Below are 20,278 nucleotides of genomic sequence, written 5' to 3' on the forward strand. Positions count from 1 at the left end.
TCGGTTGTTTTTTTTGTTGATTTTAATATGTTCGTTCAATGTAAGTGCGGTTAAAGTGGAGCAATCTGTTTTATCTGCTTACGCTAAACATTCACAATTTATTGATATTAAAATATCGCCATCGGGTGATTATATCGCATCAACATCACGTAATGATGAAGGTGTGATTAGCTTAACGGTATTAGATTTAAATAAAAATGAAATTATATCCGTAACACGAGGCAAGGGTAATGAATCTGTAAGTACATTTACATGGTTAAATGAAGAAAGATTATTGCTTACTATGGCAAGAGAAGTCGGATCTTTTGAGTTACCAAGACCCACTGGTGAACTTATAGCAATGGATGCAAATGGTAAAAGAAAAGTTATCTTAACAGGCCCTCGTTCTAAAACTGGGGATATTAGGTTCTCATCTATTATTGATATTTTACCTACTGAACCAGATCAAGTGTTGATTTATAGCGTGGAATGGACTGCGTCTGAGCCATATTTAGACTTATATAGAATGAAAGTAACTACTGGTCGTAAACGTAGCTTAGGTAGGGTTCCTATGCGAGTTTACAAAGGAAGCGGTGTTGCTGTTTACACTAATAAAACTGGCGAACCATTAGCAGCCCAAGGCATCGATCCTAATAGAGGTAATAAAGCAGTACTTATGGCCCGTTTAAGTGTTGATGATGATTGGAAGGTTATACTCGAAACTAATCAATATGAAGGCTCTTTTACTCCATTAAAATTTATTGATAATGAAACTTTAATAGGTTTAAGTGATTTAGAAACGGATACACAATCAATAGCAACATTAAACATAAGAACTAAGAAGCACACTGTGTTGGCATCACATAATGAAGCTGATTTGACCCCTGTGTTTAGTGTTAAAACAGGCCAAGCAGATGAGATAGTCGCAGGGGCATATGAGTATGATGAGGTAGGTATCGTATTTCTCGATGATGTAGACGATCCTGCAAATCAGGCTCTTATTAAGAGCTTAATGGGCACTTTTAAAAATCAAAATGTACGTGTAACTTCTTCTACGTACGACAATAAAACAATGATATTGAGTGTTTCATCAGCTAATACCCCTCAAAAGTTTTATGTGTATGATAATGAAAAACGTAAACTTTCAGTATTAACAGCGAGCAAACCATGGCTAAAATCTTCTTTAGTTCCGAAAACACAAATCATTACTTATAAAAATCGTGATGGTGACCTTTTAACAGGGCTTTTAACGTTACCGAAAGATAAATCAACTAATTTACCGCTTATCTTATTACCTCACGGTGGTCCACATGGAGTTCAAGACTCAATAGCAAATTTGAATTCAGATGTAAAAGTACTCTCTAGCCACGGGTACGCTGTTTTTCAGCCAAACTATAGAGGCTCAGGTGGATATGGTCGCTCATTTTTAACGAGCGGTTTTAAAAACTGGGGGACATCTATGATTGATGACATGACTGACGGCACTCGAACACTGATAAAACAAGGTATTGTCGATAAAACCAGAATGTGTGTTTATGGCGGTTCTTATGGTGGTTATGCAGCACTTCAAAGTGTTATTAGAGAGCCAGAACTGTATAAATGCACAATAGGTTTTGTAGGTGTTTATGATTTAGATTTAATGTACACCGAGGGTGATATTAAAGAGAATGAATCAGGTACTAACTATCTAGATACAGTATTACCTACAGGTAATGCAAGAATTGCTCAATCACCAGTACATAATGTAGATAAAATTAAAGTGCCTGTTTTTATTATCCAGGGCGAAGAAGATGTTCGAGTACCGAAAGAACATGCGTTTAAGTTAAGAGATGAGCTTAAAAAGCGCAATATGCCTTTCGAGTGGATGATGAAAAGCGGTGAAGGGCATGGTTTTTATAAGCCAGAAAATAATATTGAGCGTTGGACTGAAATGCTTGATTTTCTTGATAAACACATAGGTAAATAGTTTCTATACTATATAAATAAAGCCACTCAATGAGTGGCTTTTTGTTTTGTGGTTTTTAACTGATATGGGTTCTTTAAAGCTGTGCTGAGTATATTAAAAGCGTGAGCAATTTTAAGATCTACCTAGCTTAATTTTGATTCAATTATCTTAAATTTTGGTCTTTTTGAAAGCTCATGTTGCTTTGCCAGCTGAGCTATATCGGACATTTTACCAAACAGTTCGCTTTGCTTATCTGCTGTGCTAACAGTACTTAGTAAATCCTCAATTAAACACCCAAAAGCACGCACTTCTATTAACTGTATTTGCTGCTGCTGATATTCGCTGAGCATAGCTAAGTTTGTAGCCGCACCAAAATCGCCAAATAAAACGTCATATTGTTCATTTATCATGGTGTTGTGTGCGTAAATATCGCCATGGCTTACGTAATTATCATGTAGGTGAGTTAGCGTATTTGCCATCTGTTTTGCTATTTTATAAACAGCTTCAATAGGGTAATTACAACCATCATTAAATGTATCGCGCGTACACGTTTCTAAACTTGGTGGTAAACCCAAATTTGTATAATTGGTATCTATTAATTCCATTACTAAGCCAAGCTGTTTGCTTTGCTCTATATAGCTTAATACATTTATTAGGTTTGTATGATTTGCAGCTTTTAGGCAGCAATTTACTTCATCAAGCGGGTAGCCATCACTCGTTATTGCCCCTTTAAATAGTTTTACAGCAACATTACTATGTTTTGCTTTTGCAAGGTGTATAACGCCCGATGCACCTTGACCTATTACTTTTTTAAGCTGAAAATTTTCAAGCGGGGTATTTTTTAAAGTACTTTTAGTTAAGCACTGAGCTTTATTAAATTCATTACCTGCAAAGGCAAGCCAAGCAAGTTTTGGTAATTCTAGTAGCCAATCATCGAGTTTTGTTAGGTTGTTTGCAGAGAGCCTCACAAGCTCTAAATTAGTACAGTTAGCCATGCTTGTCGGTAAATGTTTTAGGTTATTACCTGCAAGCGCAAGCTTTTTAAGCTGGGTGTAATTACCAAAGTCTTCAGGGAGTTCGCTTAACGTGTTATCGGTGAGTATTAACCACTCAATATGTTTTGGTAGGCTTTTTAGTGCAAACTCTGAAATTTGATTACCTTTAAATGCGACCATAATTAGAGCAGGGCATTTAGCGAGCACTGTAGGAATATGCTTAAACTGGTTAAACGATAAAAACACGCGTTTTAAACGGTGCAAACATGTAAACTCAGCTGGTAAATCAGATAAATTATTATTTGATAAATCGAGTACTTCTAAGGTATCTGCAAGGGTAAATATTTCAGGTGGAAATTCAGTCAACTCTTCAACGAGTTGCAAATGTGTTACGCCATTCAACTTACCAGCTTTAAGCTCCGCAAGGGTATTCATAAATTTTCAAAAGCCTTTTAAAATGAAAAAGCCAACATCTCTGTTGGCTTAAATTTAAACTATAAAAAGTTTAGAATTGTGCGTTATGGTAAACGTTTTGTACGTCGTCACAGTCTTCAAGCATAGCTAAAAAGCGTTCCATTACTTCAACATCTTCACCTTCAATAGGCGCTTCAATTTGTGGAACAAAGGCAATTAAATCTTCGTCAAATTCTGTAACGCCCATTTCTTCAAGTGCTGTGCGTGTGTTGTTGTATTCAGTATGCGGAGCAAAAACAGTTACTTTGCCGTCTTCTACTTCTACATCTGTTACATCTACATCAGCCATCATTAATGCTTCAAGTACTGCTTCGTCGTCATCACCGTCAAAAACAAAAATAGCGAGGTGATCAAATAAATGTGAAACCGAGTTTTGTGCACCAATTTTAGCATTTGCTTTAGTAAAACAAACACGTACATCAGCAAAAGTACGTTTGTTGTTGTCGGTTAAACAATCAACAATAATCATACAGTTACCTGGGCCGTAGCCTTCGTAACGAGTTGCGGCGTAATCTTCACCGCCACCACCTTTGGCTTTATCTATAGCTCGGTCAATTACGTGTGCTGGTACTTGGTCTTTTTTAGCGCGTTCAATTAAACGGCGTAGTGCTAGATTACCATCTGGATCTACACCACCGTTTTTAGCGCATATGTAAATTTCTTTACCGTACTTAGAATAAACTTTAGTTTTAGCACCCGCAGTTTTAGCCATTGAATCTTTTTTGTTTTGGTAAGCTCTTCCCATCTGCGTTTCGCCTTAATGTATTTAAATAATAGAATAAAATTGCAAGGCCGTATTCTAAAGGTAAAGCGGCGTTATCGCCAGTAAATGGCTGTAATTAACCTAAACTGTGGATAACAAACCTATCTCTAGCAGCTATTTTAAGCGCTAACTGCTTTGAATTTACTTGCAATAGGCTAGTAACTCTCTTAACCAAAGTTCGGTTAATTAATCTTCCTGCTGCTGTAATTGCCACATTTGTGCATATTGGCCATTCTTTAATAAAAGTGCTGAATGCGTGCCTTGCTCAGCCAGTTCACCTTTGTTAAATACCAGTATGTTATCGGCGTCTATAATGGTTGAAAGCCTATGAGCTATCACCACGCTGGTATGGTTTTGAGTAACTGCACGCATTGCATTTAATATTGCTTGTTCAGCGTGCGAGTCGAGTGCTGAGGTTGCTTCATCAAATATTAAAATAGGGGAGCGCTTTAAAATAGCGCGTGCAATAGCAATACGTTGTTTTTCGCCGCCTGATACCTTTAAACCCCGTTCGCCAACCAGTGTTTTATCGCCGTTTTCTAATGTTGAGATAAAGTCTTTTAAATGCGCCATTTCTATTGCTTTATCTATTTCAGTACCGGTGGCTGATGGCCTGCCATAGGCTATGTTTTCTCGTATGGTGGTATTAAATAGCACAGTGTCTTGTGGCACTATAGCAATGGCGCTGCGCAGGCTATTAAGTGTAACTGAATCTATGGCTTGGTTATCTATAGTAATAGTGCCCGAGCTGACATCGTAAAAGCGATAAAGTAACCGTGCTAATGAGCTTTTACCTGCTCCACTTGCCCCTACAACAGCTACTTTACTGCCTGCATTTATTTTAAAGCTAATATCATTGAGTATTGGGCGATTGGCATTGTAACTAAAGCTTACATTATTAAACGCTATGTCGCCGTTAGTAAGTATTAGGTTTTGTGCATTAGGTCGCTCAGTGACTTGTGGCTTTTTATTAAGTAAACCCAGCATGTTTTCTAAATCGGTAAGCGCTCGCCTTATTTCTCTATATACAAACCCCAAAAAGTTAAGCGGTAAAAATAATTGGATCATGTATGCGTTTATCATTACAAGTTCGCCAATTGTTAAAGCGCCAGTTACCACTTCTTTGGCGCCTAACCACATTAGCGCCGTTATAGCACTTGCAATAATTAGTGCTTGGCCAGAATTAAGCGCCAGTAACGACATTCTATTTTTCAAACGGGCGGTTTCCCAGTTTGCTAAAAATGAGTCGTATGTTTTGGCCTCAAATTCTTCGTTGTTAAAGTATTTTACAGTTTCAAAGTTAAGAAGGCTGTCTATGGCGCGGGTATTACTCAAATTATCGGCGGCGTTTGCCTCACGTATAAAGCGGTTTCGCCACTGCGTTACTGTTACGGTAAAGGTAATATAAATAGCAACCGCTAATAAGGTTATTAACGCAAACCAAACAGAAAATAGCGTCCCAAAAATAATAGCAACGGTGAGTATTTCAAAAAGAGTCGGTACAATATTAAACATCAAAAAGCGCATTAAAAAGCTTAACCCACTCGTGCCGCGTTCTATATCACGGCTTATCCCGCCGGTTTGTCTATCTAAGTGAAAGGCAAGCTCAAGCGAGTGTAAATGTTTAAAAACTTTTAAACCAATATCGCGCATAGCGTGCTCTGTTACACGAGAGAACACTGCATCGCGTACTTCGCCTAAAAAAACACTTGCAAACCTAAGTCCACCATACATAAGCAGTAGTAACGCGGGAATAGCTAAAATTGGATTAATTGATTTATCTACCGAGTCGATAATTTCTTTTAATGCCCAAGGCATTAAAAGCGTTGCGCCTTTAGCACCTATAAGCGCTAAAAGTGCAATAAATACCCGCCCTTTAAATTTAGTAATGTAAGGCCACAGCGTTTTAATGCTTTGTTTTAAGGTCATGGCATCGGCGCGTTTTTCTGTGGTTTGTCTAGAACGCATTAAAAGCCTCGGTAAAATTAAATTGATTACTAAATAGATATGCATTGTATTTTAAATACTTGCCCTTATATACTACGCATCCCTTATTTTAGTTTTAAAATAAATATGTTTAAATTTCGTGTGTTTATAACTGCCTTTTTGCTACTTGCTGCACTTTTTAGTGTGCAGAGCAATGCTGCGCAAACAACACAAAATTTAAACCCTGCTGTAACTTCACACATTTTATTTACAGATGCCGTTGATATAACTAAAACAAAGTCTGTCACAGAGTCTGCAGGCGTACCTGCACCTAAAAAAACGCATCAAACAGATTTTTCAGCTCACCAGCCACGCCTTACTGCCAACAATTCATCGTTTTTTTTGCACAGTGTACAAAGTGAGCCAGAATACGATGTTGTTTTTGAGTTTTTTGCGCAGCATCTTGTAAGGCAAATATTTTTACGCCCCCAAGCTGTAAATGCTATTCAGCCTTGGTATACACTTGTAACGCATAGTAAAAAGTCGCGGCTCAGTGGCTGGAAAGATGCGAACTTACTCTATAGAGCAGTAACTACCTACCACGCTTAATTTTCTTATTTAATTTTTATTAGGTTTTAACGTTTTACGTTTAAGCCTTGAGATTAATTGTACTTTTAAAAAGTACGTTGCCAGTAATTTACTGGCAATAAGGAAAAAACATGTTAAGTGTAAAAAAAGAGCAAAAGCCATTTATGGCTAAATTTAAACTAAGCTATATAGCCATGCTTATTGTGCTGATTTTATTAGCTATTAGCGCATTACCCAACTTATACCCTAATAAATCGTGGTTGCATGTAAGCAACGCGCCACATAGCGAAGCCCAAGTCGTACCAAGCACTAAAGCATTAGTTACTTTTTTAAATAACCAAGGCTTAGACGTTGAACAGGGCCTTGATAAGCAATCAACTATAAATATTCTGTTAAACGAGCCAACTAAAAGCGCCCAAGCGCAAGCGGCTATAAAGGCGCAGTACCCAAACACGCAAGTTAAAATTGTAGAGCATGCAACAAGTCCACCATGGTTACAAAATTTTGGTTTATCACCAATAAAGCTTGGTCTTGATTTAAACGGTGGTGTGCTATTCGTACTCGACGTAGATTTAGATAAAGCCGTTGATGAGCAATTAGTGAATGCGTATCAACAAGCTAAGTCAATTATTGTTAAGCAAAAAGCGCACGGTCTTAAAGCGCAGCAAACTGAGCACGGGTTTGAAATAAACGCATTGCCTAATGCAACCGAAAAGTTAACCCCTGTTATTGATGAGCTACAAAGTCGCTTTGCTAATTTAGCGGTTACAACAACCAATAACGGCAATGTTAAAAACGCCAAGTTTAGCTACTCAGAGCAAGGGCGCAGCAACTTTGATAAAGAAGTAATGAGCCAGACGCTTACTACGCTTCGCTCACGCATTGAAGAATTAGGCATAACCGAAGCTGTAACACAGCGTCAAGGTAAACAGCGTATACGTATTGAGCTGCCTGGTGTGCAAGACCCAACTGAAGCTAAGCGCATTATTGGCGCGACTGCATCTCTTGGGTTTTATCAGTTAAAAGAAATTGGTGGTAAAACATTTAATATACAGTCTGGTGGCACTATAAACCTTGACCCTGTGCCTATTTTTACCGGCGATCACATTAATAATGCAAACATTGGCCGCGACGATTGGGGTAAGCCACTGGTTCAACTTAGCCTAGATGGACAAGGCGGCGATGCCATGTCGGCTTTTTCAAAAGCTAATATTGGTAAGCCTATGGCCACGGTTTACTCTGAGTACTCTCAAAACGCAAGCGGTGAAACCGTTAAAAAAAGCGAAGTTATAAACGTGGCGAATATTGCTCAGCATTTAAGCTCACGTTTTAGTATTACCAATATGAAAAGCCAGCAAGCAGCGGCCGATTTAGCCTTGTTATTACGAGCAGGCTCACTAACCGCGCCTGTAACAATAGTGCATGAGCAAACAATAGGGCCAAGCCTTGGCAGCGAAAACATTAGTAATGGTTTAGCCGCATTAATGCTTGGTATGGGTATTACACTTGCCTTTATGGCGCTGTGGTATCGCCGTTTAGGGCTTATTGCAAACGTAGCGCTGTTGTTAAATTTAACGTCGCTTGTTGGCCTAATGTCGTTATTACCGGGGGTTGTATTAACCCTTCCGGGTATTGCCGGGCTTGTGCTTACTATTGGTATGGCGGTAGATACAAACGTTATTATATTTGAGCGAATTAAAGAAGAGCGCCGTAAAGGGCGTACGCCATACCAAGCAATTCAGGAGGGTTATAAACAAGCCGCAAATACAATATTTGATGCCAATATAACCACTATGATCACCGCGCTTATTTTATACGGCATAGGTTACGGGCCAGTTAAAGGCTTTGCCATAACATTGGCACTTGGATTGATTACTTCAGTATTTACTGGCGTGTACGTATCAAAAGTACTAAGCCAAACGTTATATTTAAAATTGGCTAAAAAAGCAGGAGTAAATGTACATGCTTAACACTTTTTTAAAGGGCGAGGCGGGTACGCGCCTGCGTTTTTATGGCATGCTTTTGAGCGCCATACTTGTACTGCTGTCGGTGTTTACGCTTAGTCAAAAAGGGCTTAATTTTGGCCTAGACTTTACCGGTGGCTACCTAACGGAATTTACCACCAGCCAAAGTGTTGAGCTAAAACAACTTGAGCAATTTATTACTAAAAATCACAATGGCGAGTTTGAGCTAACCGCGCAAGGTAATAGCCATTTTCAACTACGCGAAGCGCCTAGCGATTCAACAGCAAATAGTAATGATTGGCAATCTGCCATTACTCAAAACGCAGATATAAACGCTGAGGTTTTATCATCAGCGTATATTGGCTCACAAGTAGGTGATGAACTGTTTGAACAAGGTTGTTTAGCACTATTTTCAGCTATGGTTGCAGTAATGCTTTATTTAGCGGTGCGGTTTGAATGGCGTTTAGCCGTAGGCTCTGTGGTTGCGCTTGTTCATGATTTACTACTCGTACTGGGGCTATTTTCGCTATTAAGTATTGAGTTTAATTTAACCGTACTTGCCAGTTTACTCGCCATTATAGGTTACTCACTTAACGATTCCATAATAGTGGGTGATAGAGTACGCGAGCTTTTACGTGTTAAATCTAATAACGCACTTAGCCCTGCAAGTATTATTAACAATGCGATAAAAAGCACCTTAACGCGTACACTTATTACATCGGGTACCACGCTTGCTACAGTTGCAAGTGTTTGGTTACTCGCAGGCGCGCCATTACAAGGCTTTGCCATCGCGCTATTTACCGGCATTGTAGTAGGTACCTTCTCATCTATTTGTATTGCCGCCACGTTACCCGAGCTTTTAGGGTTAAGTGCTAAAAACTACGAAGAAAAACTAGATGTAAAAACCCAAGCATTAATGGATATGCCATAAATGCGAGTCTTTATAATTAAGTAAACATATCGGCGCTTAAAATAATGGTTTTAAGCGCCTTATAACGGTAAAATTAACCACATAGTTTACCGTATTGGTTATTAGCGCTCCCTCATGAACAAAACCCACGTAATTGAACACCTTAAATTTGCACTTGAAGCACAATTAAATAGTGCAAAACAAGCAGCAAAAGCTGCGCACGACGCCGCAACTCACGAAGAAAGCGTAGCAGAAACGCAATATGACACCCTAGGGCTCGAAGCCGCATATTTAGCACAAGGCCAAGCCGAGCGCGTAAACGAGTGCTACAAAAGCATTAAGCAATTTGAAGCCATTTTTAAAGAGCCTACTCACAATAAAGTGATTATAAGCTCACTCGTTCGTTTGGAAGATGAAAACACCGCACAAAAATGGTTTTATTTAGGCCCAGCCGCAGGCGGCTTAACGGTTGAAGTAAAAGGGATAATTATTCAAGTTGTTACACCCGAAGCCCCGCTGGGCAAACAACTTTTAGGCAAGCAGCTTGATGATGAAATAAGCCTGACCATTGCAGGCAAAAACCATGAATATGAAGTGGTAGAAATTTTATAAAACATTGGTTTTATATGTAGGTCGGATAAGCGAAGCGCCATCCGACAAAGCCAATTTGTCTCATAACATTATTAAAAGTCGTTTTGGTGTAAAAAAGCATAGCCAACTTTAAAGCGCAGCTAATTATCTGTTTACATTAAACTTATTAAGTGGAATTATTGAAGTATGTTATATGCGCTGTTTTGGTGTGTTATAAATCACCAAAATGGTGTTCAGTAAATTGTTATTTTTTTCTGGCTTAGGTGCTAAATGAAATCTAAAAGAACTCAATTTCAACAGCATCTTTATCACGAGATAGAAGATGAAGAAAAAGCAGAATCATACTTAAGTGATTCCATGCCTCTTATTGGCGAAATAATTATGTATTTTAATGGACTGGAAAGCTCATTAGATTCATTTTTATGCGAAACCTTTACAGATAGAACTGATTCAACTGGTTTAATAGTTCTACATAAAATGGGGTACTCAGCCAAAGTAGATTTGTTTAAACGTTTCGCTGACGACTTCCATCTCTGTATGGAGAAACCTTTTGATGGCTATGGTGAGTTAATGGCTAACTTAAAGGAGTCAGGACGTTTACGAAATTTAGTGGCTCACGCTGATTGGGAAAATACTGACAATGACGGTTATACCTATGTGTCTTTACGTATCAGTAAAAAACAGATGGAACAAGAATACGTACAGTTTTCGATAGAGTCCCTACAAAAAATTATAAACCTAATATTTGACACTCGCACTTGTTTAAGTAATTACTGGGAAGCGAAAGAGGCGTATCTAGGTCGGTTGTAATAAACATAAAGGACGCAAAAAAAGCAGGCTTGAGCTCCTTCGTCGTTAATTTTAGCCTGCTATATTGCGCCGGTTGTGCGAGGCGTTAGGTTGCTATATGGAACATCGAACATTTAAAGTTTGTGATAATAGTGAGTGTGGAAACTTTGATTCCTTTCCTCTAGCTCAAATTGTTTGCTCAGAATGCGGGCGTAACCTTACTTCTCAGCAAGAAGTTGAAGGGCGAAATTCCGTCACGATTTGGATTATGGGCAACCGCTTCAAGGTCTTCTTTACTCTGCTTCTTATACCTATTTTGATTGTGCTTACGTTGAATCTAATGAAAATGCTACCAGTGAAATTTTCTCTGGGAATCTTAACCTAGTATATTTTCGCTCAAATCAGCATGACCGCTAGGCTATATCCTCTTTTTGTAAAAAAGAACTACGAGTACAAGACAGATTCTAAAGGTCACATTTTTTTAGCTTGCTTGTTTGCGCCAGTTATTGTGTCTTTTACCCTAGTTTGCATTAACATAATTAATTATACACCTACCTAAATTTTGAAAATTAAGATGAGTGTCAGCCTAAATAAATAGTTTGAGCGTAGCAATTTTCGCTACGCTATAAATGCCCGCTGAGCTGGGCAATAGTAAACAAGGAAGTACTTTGATTCATAGGTTTTTATCAATATCTGCGATGATCTTTTTATTATCAGCTTGCACTACAGGTAAGCTTTATTACACGAAGGCTTCAGGCGAACGTGTTTTAGGGTGTGATGTGGAGTTTGTTGGCTTACCAAGCGTGGATAAGTTTGCGGTTGAATATGCACTTAGCCTCTGCGCGAAAAGCTCTGTGAAAAAAGGGTATTCCATAGATAAAGAAAAGGAATACCTACTTACCCTAGAGCTTCAAATTCCAGAGCCAAAATGCGGCGAATCATGGAACCATAAGTCGGCAAAAGAACAGTACAAAACTGGCAAACTGTCAAAGAAGGAATATGGCTATATTGTTGCTCACATTGACTTGGGTTTAGCGGTTGTTAACGAGTGCTCACGGATAACTGAATAAAATCAATTATTTCGATCGTTTTGGCGAGACATGCAGGATGCCTTCGCCCTTTATCCGACCTACGAGTTAGCCTTTTTCACAAACTTTGCTGTTACCATCATTTCGCCAATGCCTTCTACTTTACAATCAAGCTCGTGATCTTTTTTATCAAGCACACGCCTTACGACCGCTTTGGTGCCAATTTTAATGACTTGTGAACTGCCTTTAATTTTTAAATCTTTGGCTACGGTTACTTTATCGCCATCATTAAGTAGTGTGCCGTTGGCATCTTTAACTGAAATTGCGTCTTCATCGTTTGTACTATTTGGGTTCCATTCATAGGCACACTCAGGGCAAATAAGCAGTTGCTGGTCTTCGTAAACATATTCAGATTGGCACTGTGGGCAGGCAGGATGTGACATTTATAACGCTCATAAAATATTAATTTTGCGTATTTTAATCTGCATTAATAGGAAAATATAGTTAATCAATATTTTTTATCTTCACGCTAAAAATATCTCGTTTGTGTGGTTTTTAAAAAGGGCATATAAAGCATATGTCGCTTAAGCAATTTAAGCGCTAACACTTACAGTAGGTATTTGTTAAAGCACCCATCGTATTAAGTGATACGCGCAATGCCCACTTAGTACGATGGGTGTTTCTATTTATAGTGCTGAGTATTTTATTAGGCATGCTTTTTATATTTCTGACTTAACTAGGAAAAGTCGTGTTTAAAACCTTAATAGTGGTTGATAACAACGAGCAAACACTTGCTCAATCGTTCGAAAATGTAATTACGTTTAATAGTTACTTACGTGATTACCCAAAACATAATGAACCTAAAACTCGCATTATTAATTTATGCGACTCAAGCCAATACTTGAGTAAGGGTTATTATTGCTCTTTGCTTGCTGAGGCGCGCAAACACCAAGTTTTGCCAAGTGTTAAAACAATAAATGCGCTTCGTAGCGGCCAAGCTCCTATGTTAAATGTTGGGCAAATTGATGGCGAAATTTACTTTGGTAATGCGCTAAACGAATTACAAAGTAAAGCGGCTAAATCGGTATTTAAGCAATACCCAGCGCCTATTTTATATGTAGATGAGCAAGGCTTATTGCAACAGGGCTCGCTAAGTTCTTTAAACGATGAGCAATACAGCAATTTTGTAGCAAAACTAAATACGTTTACCCAAACACAATGGCGCATTGGAAATGTGCAGCGCCGTTTTAGATGGGATATGGCAATACTTGTTGATCATAACGAAAAAGTACCACCGAGTGATAAAGATGCCATTGCCCGTTTTATAAAAGCAGCTGCTAAACATGGTATTAATGCGCAAGCACTCAGTTTTGATGAAATAGACAATATTGCCCAGTTTGATGCGTTATTTATTCGCCAAACTACAGCGATTGACCATCCAACGTATCGCCTTGCAAGCAAAGCGCAAAGCCTAGGTTTAGTGGTAATTGACGATGCTGAATCTATTTTACGTTGTTGTAATAAAGTATATTTACACGATGCGTTTAATTATCAAAAAGTGCCCAGTTTAAAAACGGTTGTAGTGGCTGATCTATCAGCGCAAACGCTTGAGCAATTAGAAGAGGCGTTTACCTATCCGCTGGTTTTAAAAATGCCTGAAGGGTCGTTCTCTAAAGGTGTATTTAAAGTTGCAAACCGCAGTGAGCTTGAAGCTAAATTAACCGATCTGTTTGAATATAGCGCATTGGTACTTGCACAAGAATACATGTACACAGAATACGATTGGCGAGTAGGTGTATTAAATGGCCGCGCTATATATGCGTGTCGTTATTTAATGGCACGCAACCATTGGCAAATTTATAATCACGATGCTAAACGGTTTTTCTCTGGTGGTTTTGAAACGCTACCTACCTTTGAGTTACCAAAAGTTGTTTTAGATGCCGCTTTAAAAGCATGTAAAACTGTGGGCAAAGGCTTATATGGCGTAGATGTTAAAGAACATCAAGGCAAAGCATATGTGCTTGAAGTAAATGACAATCCAAGTATTGATCACAAAGTAGAAGATGGCTATTTAGGCGACGAACTATACATGATCATTATGGATGAATTTAAACAACGCTTAGAAGCGCGAGGCCGTGGCTAATACATGAATAACCTTGTTATTCGAAAAGCACTTAGCAGTGATTTAAACGCACTAATAGACGTTGAAAACGCTTGCTTTAATAACGATAAATTGAGCCCGCGTAGTTTAAAGCGCTGGTTAAGTGCTAAGCACGGTATTTTGCTCGTTGCAGAAAATGGCGAGCAAGTATGCGGCTATGGGCTTGTGTGGTGCCATAAAGGCACACGTTTAGCACGTTTATATTCGCTTGCTGTAAAACCCACAATGCAAGGTAAAGGCATTGCTAAAATGCTATTAGCTGTGCTTGAAAAACAAACCAGTGAGCGTGGGCGAATTTACTTACGATTAGAAGTGGCCGTCAATAACGAAAGTGCTATTGGGCTATACAAAAGCTTGGGTTACAGAGTGTTTGGTCAATATAGCGATTATTATGACGATCACAGCGATGCATTGCGAATGCAAAAAAATATTCGCCAAACGAGTGAGCTAAAAGTAGCGCGATTAACGCCATGGTATCAGCAAACTACCGAGTTTACCTGTGGGCCAGCGGCGTTATTAATGGCAATGGGGGCACTTAAGCCAACAACCGAGCTTAGCCAATCACATGAGCTGGCACTTTGGCGCGAAGGCACCACTATTTTTATGACATCGGGTCATGGTGGTTGTCATCCGTTTGGTTTGGCACTTGCTGCTAATAAGCGCGGCTTTAAAAGCGAGGTCATGGTAAATACCACAGAGCCTTTGTTTTTAGATGGCGTACGCAATGAGAACAAAAAAATAGTACTTGCAACAGTGCATCAACAATTTGTTGATGGTATTGCACAGGCAAATATACCGCTTACGCATAAAGATGTTGAGCTTGAGCATATTGAACAGTGGTTAAGTCAAGGCTTTAGTGTGCTGTTACTAATTAGCACATACCGGTTTGATGGTAAAAAATCACCTCATTGGGTGTGCGTTACCCACCTTGATGAGCACTGCGTGTATGTTCACGACCCATTTTGTGAGCCAGGAAGCGACAAACAACTCGCAATAGATTGCCAGTACGTGCCTATAGCGCGCAGTGATTTTAGTAAAATGTCAGCATTTGGTAGCCAACGTTTAAGAACCGCAGTAGCCATTGCTAATAATTAATAGGTTTTAAGTAAAGAGTGACTTTTTTAGATTTAATTGATGTAGCCCCTTATTCGTGGGCGGCCATTGGTACCGCCGCTTTTTGCGGTGCCATAATTGGGTTAGAACGGCAATTGCGCGGTAAACCTGTGGGTATTCGTACCTCAGCCTTAATAACGCTGGGCACGTATTTGTTTTTATCGACCGCGTTTAACTTACAAGGGGATGTAATTGATCATTCGCGTGTAGTGGGGCAAATAATTACAGGCATTGGCTTTTTAGGCGCTGGCGTTATGCTTGCAAAAGACGGAGCCGTTGTAGGGGTTACCTCAGCTGCAACCATTTGGGTGCTTGCTTCAATTGGTGTAATGATAGCTACAGACAATTTAGGCGCTGCTATTAAACTTTCAGTGCTGGTGGTCGGTATTTTATACGGTGTAGATGTACTGGAGGCAAAATTTAAAAGCCTCAGCAAAGGGGTACACACTAAAGTAAAAAATTATCAAAAACGTTATTATCGAAAAGAATTTAACGACCCAGAACGCCACTGATTTAACGCCACTAATTTAGTGGCGTACTACGTTAAAATGTATTAGTTAAAGCGTGACTGCTTGATACTCTATTGCCTCGATAATTGGTGCTGGGCGACCAATAAAATAGCCTTGTACGTTATCTACATTTAGTTTTCTGAGTGTGAAAAGCTCATCTTCATTTTCTATGCCTTCCGCTACAATTGAACAATTAATTGCTTTTGCAAAACCACATAGCGCCTTTGCTAATAAAAACTTTCTACGGTCGTTATTTATATTTTGGGTAAGGCTAATATCAAGTTTTATAATATCGGCTTCTAACTCTAATATATGCTGAAAAGACGAAAACCCAGCGCCTACATCGTCTATTGCCAGCTTTACGCCTTTTGCTCTTAATGGCTCAAGTGCAGAGCGCATAGCCTGGTAATTTGTAATAGGAGAGTGTTCAGTCACTTCTAATATTATTCTGGTGCAATCTACATCATTTAATACGTTATTAATTGCACCCGATAATATATGCGCTGGCGATGTATTAATGGTTATGTAGGCATGGGGGGCAAGCTCATCCATGCAGTGCAGGGTATTTTGTATAGCAAGCATTTCTAGCGCTTCACCTAGTCCTAAGTTGTCGGCATCTTTAAACCATACATCGGGTGTTTTGTAAGGTTCAGTAAAAAATCGAGAAAGCGACTCGTAACCCGATAGCCGGTTAGTCGCTAGGTTAAAAATGGGCTGAAAATAAATAGTGATGGCTTTTGTTTTTATAATATTTTCAATGAGTATTTTTGTTTCAATACTTAATGTATCAGATTGTGCTTTTTGCTCTATTAGCTCGCTAGCAAGCTCTGATATTAGTTTTAAAAACGCCAAATCTTTATTATCTAAATTGTTATCAAATATCGTTTTATAGCAGCAAAAGGTACCGTAAATTTTACCTGATGCTAAAACTATAGGTACACCAATATATGAGCCAATATTTAATTTTTTTGTGACCGGCATAGCCTTAGTTATTGGGTGTTTATGCGTGTTTGGTATGATAGGTTCAAGGTCGTTATCTGAGATTTTTTTGCAATATGTTTGGCAAATGGGGTCTGAATTACCAACTGCTACACAGGTGTTGTTGGTTTGGTTATCGACCACTTTAAAAACGCGATCTGTTTTTGTAAACTCCGATATAAACGCAACATCCATTTTAAGATGTTTGCGCACAAGCGAAAGAAGGCGAAATAGTTTTTCGTCGATAGAGCCATCACTTTGTTGCTCAAAAAGCTGTTTTTTTATTTCATCGCTCATACAATAACCTGAATCGAATTTTATGTAATAGTGTAATTTATATAACAATAAAAGCCACTCAATAACTATTATGCATTAACCAAATAATTTTCTTCTTACTACTTTTCTGTATTCGCTTGGCGTTTGGCTTAGCACTTTTTTAAACACGCGAGTTAAATGGCCTTGGTCGTTATAGCCGACCTCAAGCGCCACTTCTTGAATAGTTAAATTAGACGACGCTAATAATTCTTTAGCACCTTCAACCCGTAATTGCTGCCAATATTCTATAGGGCTTTGATTAGTTGCAAGCTTAAAGCGCCGTGTAAAGGTACGGTAGCTTAAACTAAATTGTGCCGCTACTTCTTGTAGGTTTAACTCGCTGGCTAAATTGGTTTTAAGCCAAAACTGAATTTGCGCTATAAGTTCATCAGGGTGGCGGTCAACCGCGCCTTCAAGGTAGCGCTGATCTTCGTAAGGTTTACGTACTTCGTGCGAAAAGTTACGCTCTACGTGCTGCGCAGCTGCTTTGCCGTAATATTGGCTAATAATATGTACGATCACATCGGCAAGTGCATTTAAGCTTGCCACCGTATACATGCGCTCAGATTGGGTTATAAAAAAGTCGGGTTTTAGGCTGACCAATGGATAGTCGTGGTTAAATTGTTTTGCATAATGCCAGTGGGTTGTAGCGGGGTGCCCATCAAGTAACCCTGCCTCTGCAACTAAGCAATTACCAGTACCAACACCAATTATATGGCTGCCAGTTTCAAAGCTTTCTTGTAGCCACTCAACTATCTCTTTATTAGTACGAACGACAGGGCGAGGGTTTCGCCATATGCCGGGTACTATAATTAAATCGTTATACGGTGCGTTAGCAGTAGTGCAATCGGGGACTATAGCAAGGCCAGTACGGTTTTGTATTGGCTCATTACTTTTAGCAATTAAATTTATACTAAGTGGTCTAAAGTCAGCTTGGTTTAAATGCCCTTTTGCATAGGCTTCACCGGCTCTTAGCATTTCAATGGGTAGCGTTAAGCTGGTAATAAGTAAGTGTGGGTACACAGTAATTGCAATATTTAACGCGGGATTAAGCGATTTTTTATTCATTCCAAAGCTCCGACCAGTACTCTTTGGCCTTTAATGCTGAATATTTGGCTATTAAAGCACAAAGTGCTGTGGTTAATCCATTTAAACTGTGTGCTTCTCCAATAACACGCTTTAAAGGTTAATTATGACAGCATTACCTATAATTGTAGGCATGGGCGGTATTAACGCCGCAGGCCGAACTTCTTTTCATCAAGGTTACCGCCGTATCGTGTTAGATGCATTAAACGCACAAGATCGTAGTGAAACATTTTTAGGCCTCGCCACATTAATGAACTTGGTAAGCGTTGTTGATGGTAACCTTCAAGACACAGATGGTAATAATGTTGAGCAAAGCGACATAGAAGCACGCTTTGGTGAGCAAATTATTGCTGGGACGCTTATTCGTAAAATTGAAAAAGAACATTTTGACGCAGATGCCACGCCTTGGCAGCAAAAGATGACGTTAAAGTCCTCTGATGAAAACGCAATTGTGTTTGAAACGCGCGCACGCGATTTACCAACCCCAGTGCCTGCCAGTTGGAAAGTACAAGAGCTTGAAGGCAAAAAAGTAAAAGTGACTATAGCGGCAGAGCTAGATGTAAAATTAGATTCTACCCGTGATAACCCAATTAAATCGGCAGGGCAGTTTCCTACCGGGTTTGATCCATCAATAATGTATAACAGCCGTTACCAACCACGTGGTTTGCAAGCCACTATATTTGCAGCAAACGATGCGATTAAGTCAACTGGTCTTGATTGGCAACGCATAATGAATAGCGTAGAGCCAGATAAAATAGGTACTTATTCAGCCTCAGTTATTGGTCAAATGGACGACAAAGGATTAGGCGGTTTAGTTAAAGCACGCCAGCAGGGCGATCGTGTTAGTACAAAGCAATTAGCACTTGGCTTAAACACGATGTCGACTGATTTTATAAACGCATACGTTACAGGTAATGTAGGTACTACGTTTTCTACCTCGGGTGCATGTGCCACATTTTTATATAACTTACGCGCTGCAGTAAACGATATTCAAGCAGGGCGTACCCGTGTTGCGGTGGTAGCAAGTGTTGAATGCGCTATTACGCCTGAAGTAGTAGAAGGCTTTGGTAATATGAGCGCCCTTGCCAATGTTGAAGGCCTGCGCCGTTTAGATAATTTAAGCAGTGAACAAGAACCAAATTACCGTAAAAGCAGCCGCCCATTTGGTGAAAACTGTGGTTTTACATTAGGTGAAGGCGCACAAGTGGCCATTTTAATGGACGATGCGTTAGCACTTGAATTAGGTGCAGATATTATGGGCTCAGTACCGGATGTATTTGTAAATGCCGATGGTATTAAAAAATCAATCACCTCACCGGGCCCTGGTAACTACATTACGATGGCAAAATCAGCGGCATTGGCAACAAGCTTACTAGGTAAAGACGCACTACAAAACCGCAGCTTTATTTTAGCGCATGGTTCAAGTACACCGCAAAACAGAGTAACAGAGTCACTTATTTATCATAAAGTAGCGCAAACCTTTGCCATTGATAGCTGGAAAGTAACGGCACCAAAAGCTTATGTAGGGCATACAATTGCCCCCGCCAGTGGCGATCAGCTTGCTATTGCGCTGGGTGTATTTAGCCATAATATTATGCCGGGTATTACTACCATAGATAAAGTTGCCGACGATGTTTATGCTGATCACTTAGATATACGTAACAGTCATTACGATTGCGGCGATATGGACATAGCTTTTATAAATTCAAAAGGCTTCGGCGGTAATAACGCCACTGCTACAGTACTTAGCGCTAAAGTAACACTACAAATGCTTGCTAAGCGTCATGGTGATGAGGTTATGAGTAATTATGCAGATAAAAATACATCTGTTATTGCTGCGCAACATACCTATAAAGCGCAAGCAGACCTTGGTAAGTACGAATTAGTATACCGTTTTGGCGATGGCGCCATTGACGATAACGACATTGTAATAGGCGAAGACGGCATAGAGCTTCCTGGTTTTGAGAAAGCAATTTCGTTTAGTACAACCAACTCCTATCAAGATATGTTTTAAGCACACATACTTGAATCCCAAGGCGCTGCTTAAAGCGCCTTTTTTTATTTAAATATTAATTCAATTTAAAAAGCATCATATTATTTTTATATTTAAAGTTATGATATGTAATTAAAAATTGAAAAAGTAAGTATATCTCATTAGTTTTAA

Annotated in this window: 17 protein-coding genes; 11 read left to right on the forward strand and 6 right to left on the reverse strand. The window is 39.2% G+C overall.

Features of this window, described 5'->3' with window-relative positions; all coding sequences use genetic code 11:
* Positions 1 to 55: 55 nt before the first annotated feature.
* Positions 56 to 1,945 carry an alpha/beta hydrolase family protein gene (locus ALFOR1_RS07295; protein ID WP_227006928.1) on the forward strand — a complete coding sequence of 630 codons (1,890 nt, stop codon included), beginning with the start codon at positions 56 to 58 and terminating at the stop codon, positions 1,943 to 1,945.
* A 122-nt stretch (positions 1,946 to 2,067) separates the two neighbouring features.
* Here ALFOR1_RS07295 and ALFOR1_RS07300 read toward each other — a convergent pair whose 3' ends face one another.
* The 3 genes from ALFOR1_RS07300 to ALFOR1_RS07310 all read right to left on the reverse strand — a co-directional run bounded on the left by ALFOR1_RS07300 (position 2,068) and on the right by ALFOR1_RS07310 (position 6,124).
* Entirely contained in the window at positions 2,068 to 3,354 is a 1,287-nt protein-coding gene (locus ALFOR1_RS07300) for a leucine-rich repeat domain-containing protein (protein ID WP_104642534.1), read from the reverse strand.
* Positions 3,355 to 3,424: 70 nt separating this feature from the next.
* Complete coding sequence (locus ALFOR1_RS07305) at positions 3,425 to 4,138, reverse strand: YebC/PmpR family DNA-binding transcriptional regulator (RefSeq protein ID WP_058549057.1); 714 nt, start codon at positions 4,136 to 4,138, stop codon at positions 3,425 to 3,427.
* 204 nt (positions 4,139 to 4,342) lie between these two features.
* A complete protein-coding gene (locus ALFOR1_RS07310) occupies positions 4,343 to 6,124 on the reverse strand; it encodes an ABCB family ABC transporter ATP-binding protein/permease (protein WP_104643635.1) in 1,782 nt (593 codons plus the stop codon).
* 105 nt (positions 6,125 to 6,229) lie between these two features.
* Between ALFOR1_RS07310 and ALFOR1_RS07315 the strand changes: the two genes are divergently transcribed.
* From ALFOR1_RS07315 to ALFOR1_RS07340, 6 genes are all read left to right on the forward strand, one after another.
* The gene (locus ALFOR1_RS07315; RefSeq protein ID WP_104643636.1) at positions 6,230 to 6,691 is read left to right on the forward strand and encodes a hypothetical protein; all 462 of its coding nucleotides are present in this window, start codon (positions 6,230 to 6,232) and stop codon (positions 6,689 to 6,691) included.
* A 110-nt stretch (positions 6,692 to 6,801) separates the two neighbouring features.
* A complete protein-coding gene (gene secD / locus ALFOR1_RS07320) occupies positions 6,802 to 8,640 on the forward strand; it encodes a protein translocase subunit SecD (protein WP_104642535.1) in 1,839 nt (612 codons plus the stop codon).
* Entirely contained in the window at positions 8,633 to 9,565 is a 933-nt protein-coding gene (secF, locus tag ALFOR1_RS07325; protein WP_104643637.1) for a protein translocase subunit SecF, read from the forward strand. The genes secD and secF overlap by 8 nt, the downstream gene beginning before the upstream one ends.
* Positions 9,566 to 9,679: 114 nt before the next feature.
* Entirely contained in the window at positions 9,680 to 10,156 is a 477-nt protein-coding gene (locus tag ALFOR1_RS07330; protein ID WP_104642536.1) for a GreA/GreB family elongation factor, read from the forward strand.
* 249 nt (positions 10,157 to 10,405) lie between these two features.
* Entirely contained in the window at positions 10,406 to 10,945 is a 540-nt protein-coding gene (locus tag ALFOR1_RS07335; protein WP_104642537.1) for a hypothetical protein, read from the forward strand.
* Positions 10,946 to 11,622: 677 nt separating this feature from the next.
* On the forward strand, positions 11,623 to 11,994 hold the full coding sequence (locus ALFOR1_RS07340) for a hypothetical protein (RefSeq protein WP_104643638.1): 372 nt from the start codon (positions 11,623 to 11,625) through the stop codon (positions 11,992 to 11,994).
* A 59-nt stretch (positions 11,995 to 12,053) separates the two neighbouring features.
* Here ALFOR1_RS07340 and ALFOR1_RS07345 read toward each other — a convergent pair whose 3' ends face one another.
* Complete coding sequence (locus ALFOR1_RS07345; RefSeq protein WP_104642539.1) at positions 12,054 to 12,395, reverse strand: zinc ribbon domain-containing protein YjdM; 342 nt, start codon at positions 12,393 to 12,395, stop codon at positions 12,054 to 12,056.
* Positions 12,396 to 12,700: 305 nt separating this feature from the next.
* Here ALFOR1_RS07345 and ALFOR1_RS07350 point away from each other — a divergent pair, with 305 nt between their 5' ends.
* From ALFOR1_RS07350 to ALFOR1_RS07360, 3 genes are read left to right on the forward strand one after another with little or no spacing between them, the layout of a single operon-like run.
* On the forward strand, positions 12,701 to 14,095 hold the full coding sequence (locus ALFOR1_RS07350) for a RimK family protein (protein ID WP_104642540.1): 1,395 nt from the start codon (positions 12,701 to 12,703) through the stop codon (positions 14,093 to 14,095).
* 3 nt (positions 14,096 to 14,098) lie between these two features.
* Positions 14,099 to 15,208, forward strand: a complete 1,110-nt coding sequence (locus ALFOR1_RS07355; RefSeq protein WP_104642541.1) for a GNAT family N-acetyltransferase/peptidase C39 family protein — start codon at positions 14,099 to 14,101, stop codon at positions 15,206 to 15,208.
* Positions 15,209 to 15,225: 17 nt separating this feature from the next.
* A complete protein-coding gene (locus ALFOR1_RS07360) occupies positions 15,226 to 15,738 on the forward strand; it encodes an MgtC/SapB family protein (RefSeq protein ID WP_104642542.1) in 513 nt (170 codons plus the stop codon).
* A 45-nt stretch (positions 15,739 to 15,783) separates the two neighbouring features.
* Here ALFOR1_RS07360 and ALFOR1_RS07365 read toward each other — a convergent pair whose 3' ends face one another.
* Positions 15,784 to 17,010, reverse strand: a complete 1,227-nt coding sequence (locus ALFOR1_RS07365) for a sensor domain-containing phosphodiesterase (RefSeq protein WP_104642543.1) — start codon at positions 17,008 to 17,010, stop codon at positions 15,784 to 15,786.
* A 75-nt stretch (positions 17,011 to 17,085) separates the two neighbouring features.
* Positions 17,086 to 18,096 carry a GlxA family transcriptional regulator gene (locus ALFOR1_RS07370; RefSeq protein WP_104642544.1) on the reverse strand — a complete coding sequence of 337 codons (1,011 nt, stop codon included), beginning with the start codon at positions 18,094 to 18,096 and terminating at the stop codon, positions 17,086 to 17,088.
* A gap of 124 nt (positions 18,097 to 18,220) precedes the next feature.
* Here ALFOR1_RS07370 and ALFOR1_RS07375 point away from each other — a divergent pair, with 124 nt between their 5' ends.
* Entirely contained in the window at positions 18,221 to 20,128 is a 1,908-nt protein-coding gene (locus ALFOR1_RS07375; RefSeq protein WP_104642545.1) for a beta-ketoacyl synthase, read from the forward strand.
* Positions 20,129 to 20,278 lie beyond the last annotated feature (150 nt).

The sequence above is a fragment of the Pseudoalteromonas carrageenovora IAM 12662 genome (genome assembly GCF_900239935.1).
Classification (GTDB): domain Bacteria; phylum Pseudomonadota; class Gammaproteobacteria; order Enterobacterales; family Alteromonadaceae; genus Pseudoalteromonas; species Pseudoalteromonas carrageenovora.

Excerpts from the sequence above, each read along its gene's own strand:
- ALFOR1_RS07300 (WP_104642534.1), bottom strand. The coding sequence starts at position 3,354 with ATGAATACCCTTGCGGAGCTTAAAGCTGGTAAGTTGAATGGCGTAACA.
- ALFOR1_RS07305 (WP_058549057.1), bottom strand. The coding sequence starts at position 4,138 with ATGGGAAGAGCTTACCAAAACAAAAAAGATTCAATGGCTAAAACTGCG.
- ALFOR1_RS07310 (WP_104643635.1), bottom strand. The coding sequence starts at position 6,124 with ATGCGTTCTAGACAAACCACAGAAAAACGCGCCGATGCCATGACCTTA.
- ALFOR1_RS07315 (WP_104643636.1), top strand. The coding sequence starts at position 6,230 with ATGTTTAAATTTCGTGTGTTTATAACTGCCTTTTTGCTACTTGCTGCA.
- secD (WP_104642535.1), top strand. The coding sequence starts at position 6,802 with ATGTTAAGTGTAAAAAAAGAGCAAAAGCCATTTATGGCTAAATTTAAA.
- secF (WP_104643637.1), top strand. The coding sequence starts at position 8,633 with ATGCTTAACACTTTTTTAAAGGGCGAGGCGGGTACGCGCCTGCGTTTT.
- ALFOR1_RS07330 (WP_104642536.1), top strand. The coding sequence starts at position 9,680 with ATGAACAAAACCCACGTAATTGAACACCTTAAATTTGCACTTGAAGCA.
- ALFOR1_RS07335 (WP_104642537.1), top strand. The coding sequence starts at position 10,406 with ATGAAATCTAAAAGAACTCAATTTCAACAGCATCTTTATCACGAGATA.
- ALFOR1_RS07340 (WP_104643638.1), top strand. The coding sequence starts at position 11,623 with ATGATCTTTTTATTATCAGCTTGCACTACAGGTAAGCTTTATTACACG.
- ALFOR1_RS07345 (WP_104642539.1), bottom strand. The coding sequence starts at position 12,395 with ATGTCACATCCTGCCTGCCCACAGTGCCAATCTGAATATGTTTACGAA.
- ALFOR1_RS07355 (WP_104642541.1), top strand. The coding sequence starts at position 14,099 with ATGAATAACCTTGTTATTCGAAAAGCACTTAGCAGTGATTTAAACGCA.
- ALFOR1_RS07365 (WP_104642543.1), bottom strand. The coding sequence starts at position 17,010 with ATGAGCGATGAAATAAAAAAACAGCTTTTTGAGCAACAAAGTGATGGC.
- ALFOR1_RS07370 (WP_104642544.1), bottom strand. The coding sequence starts at position 18,096 with ATGAATAAAAAATCGCTTAATCCCGCGTTAAATATTGCAATTACTGTG.
- ALFOR1_RS07375 (WP_104642545.1), top strand. The coding sequence starts at position 18,221 with ATGACAGCATTACCTATAATTGTAGGCATGGGCGGTATTAACGCCGCA.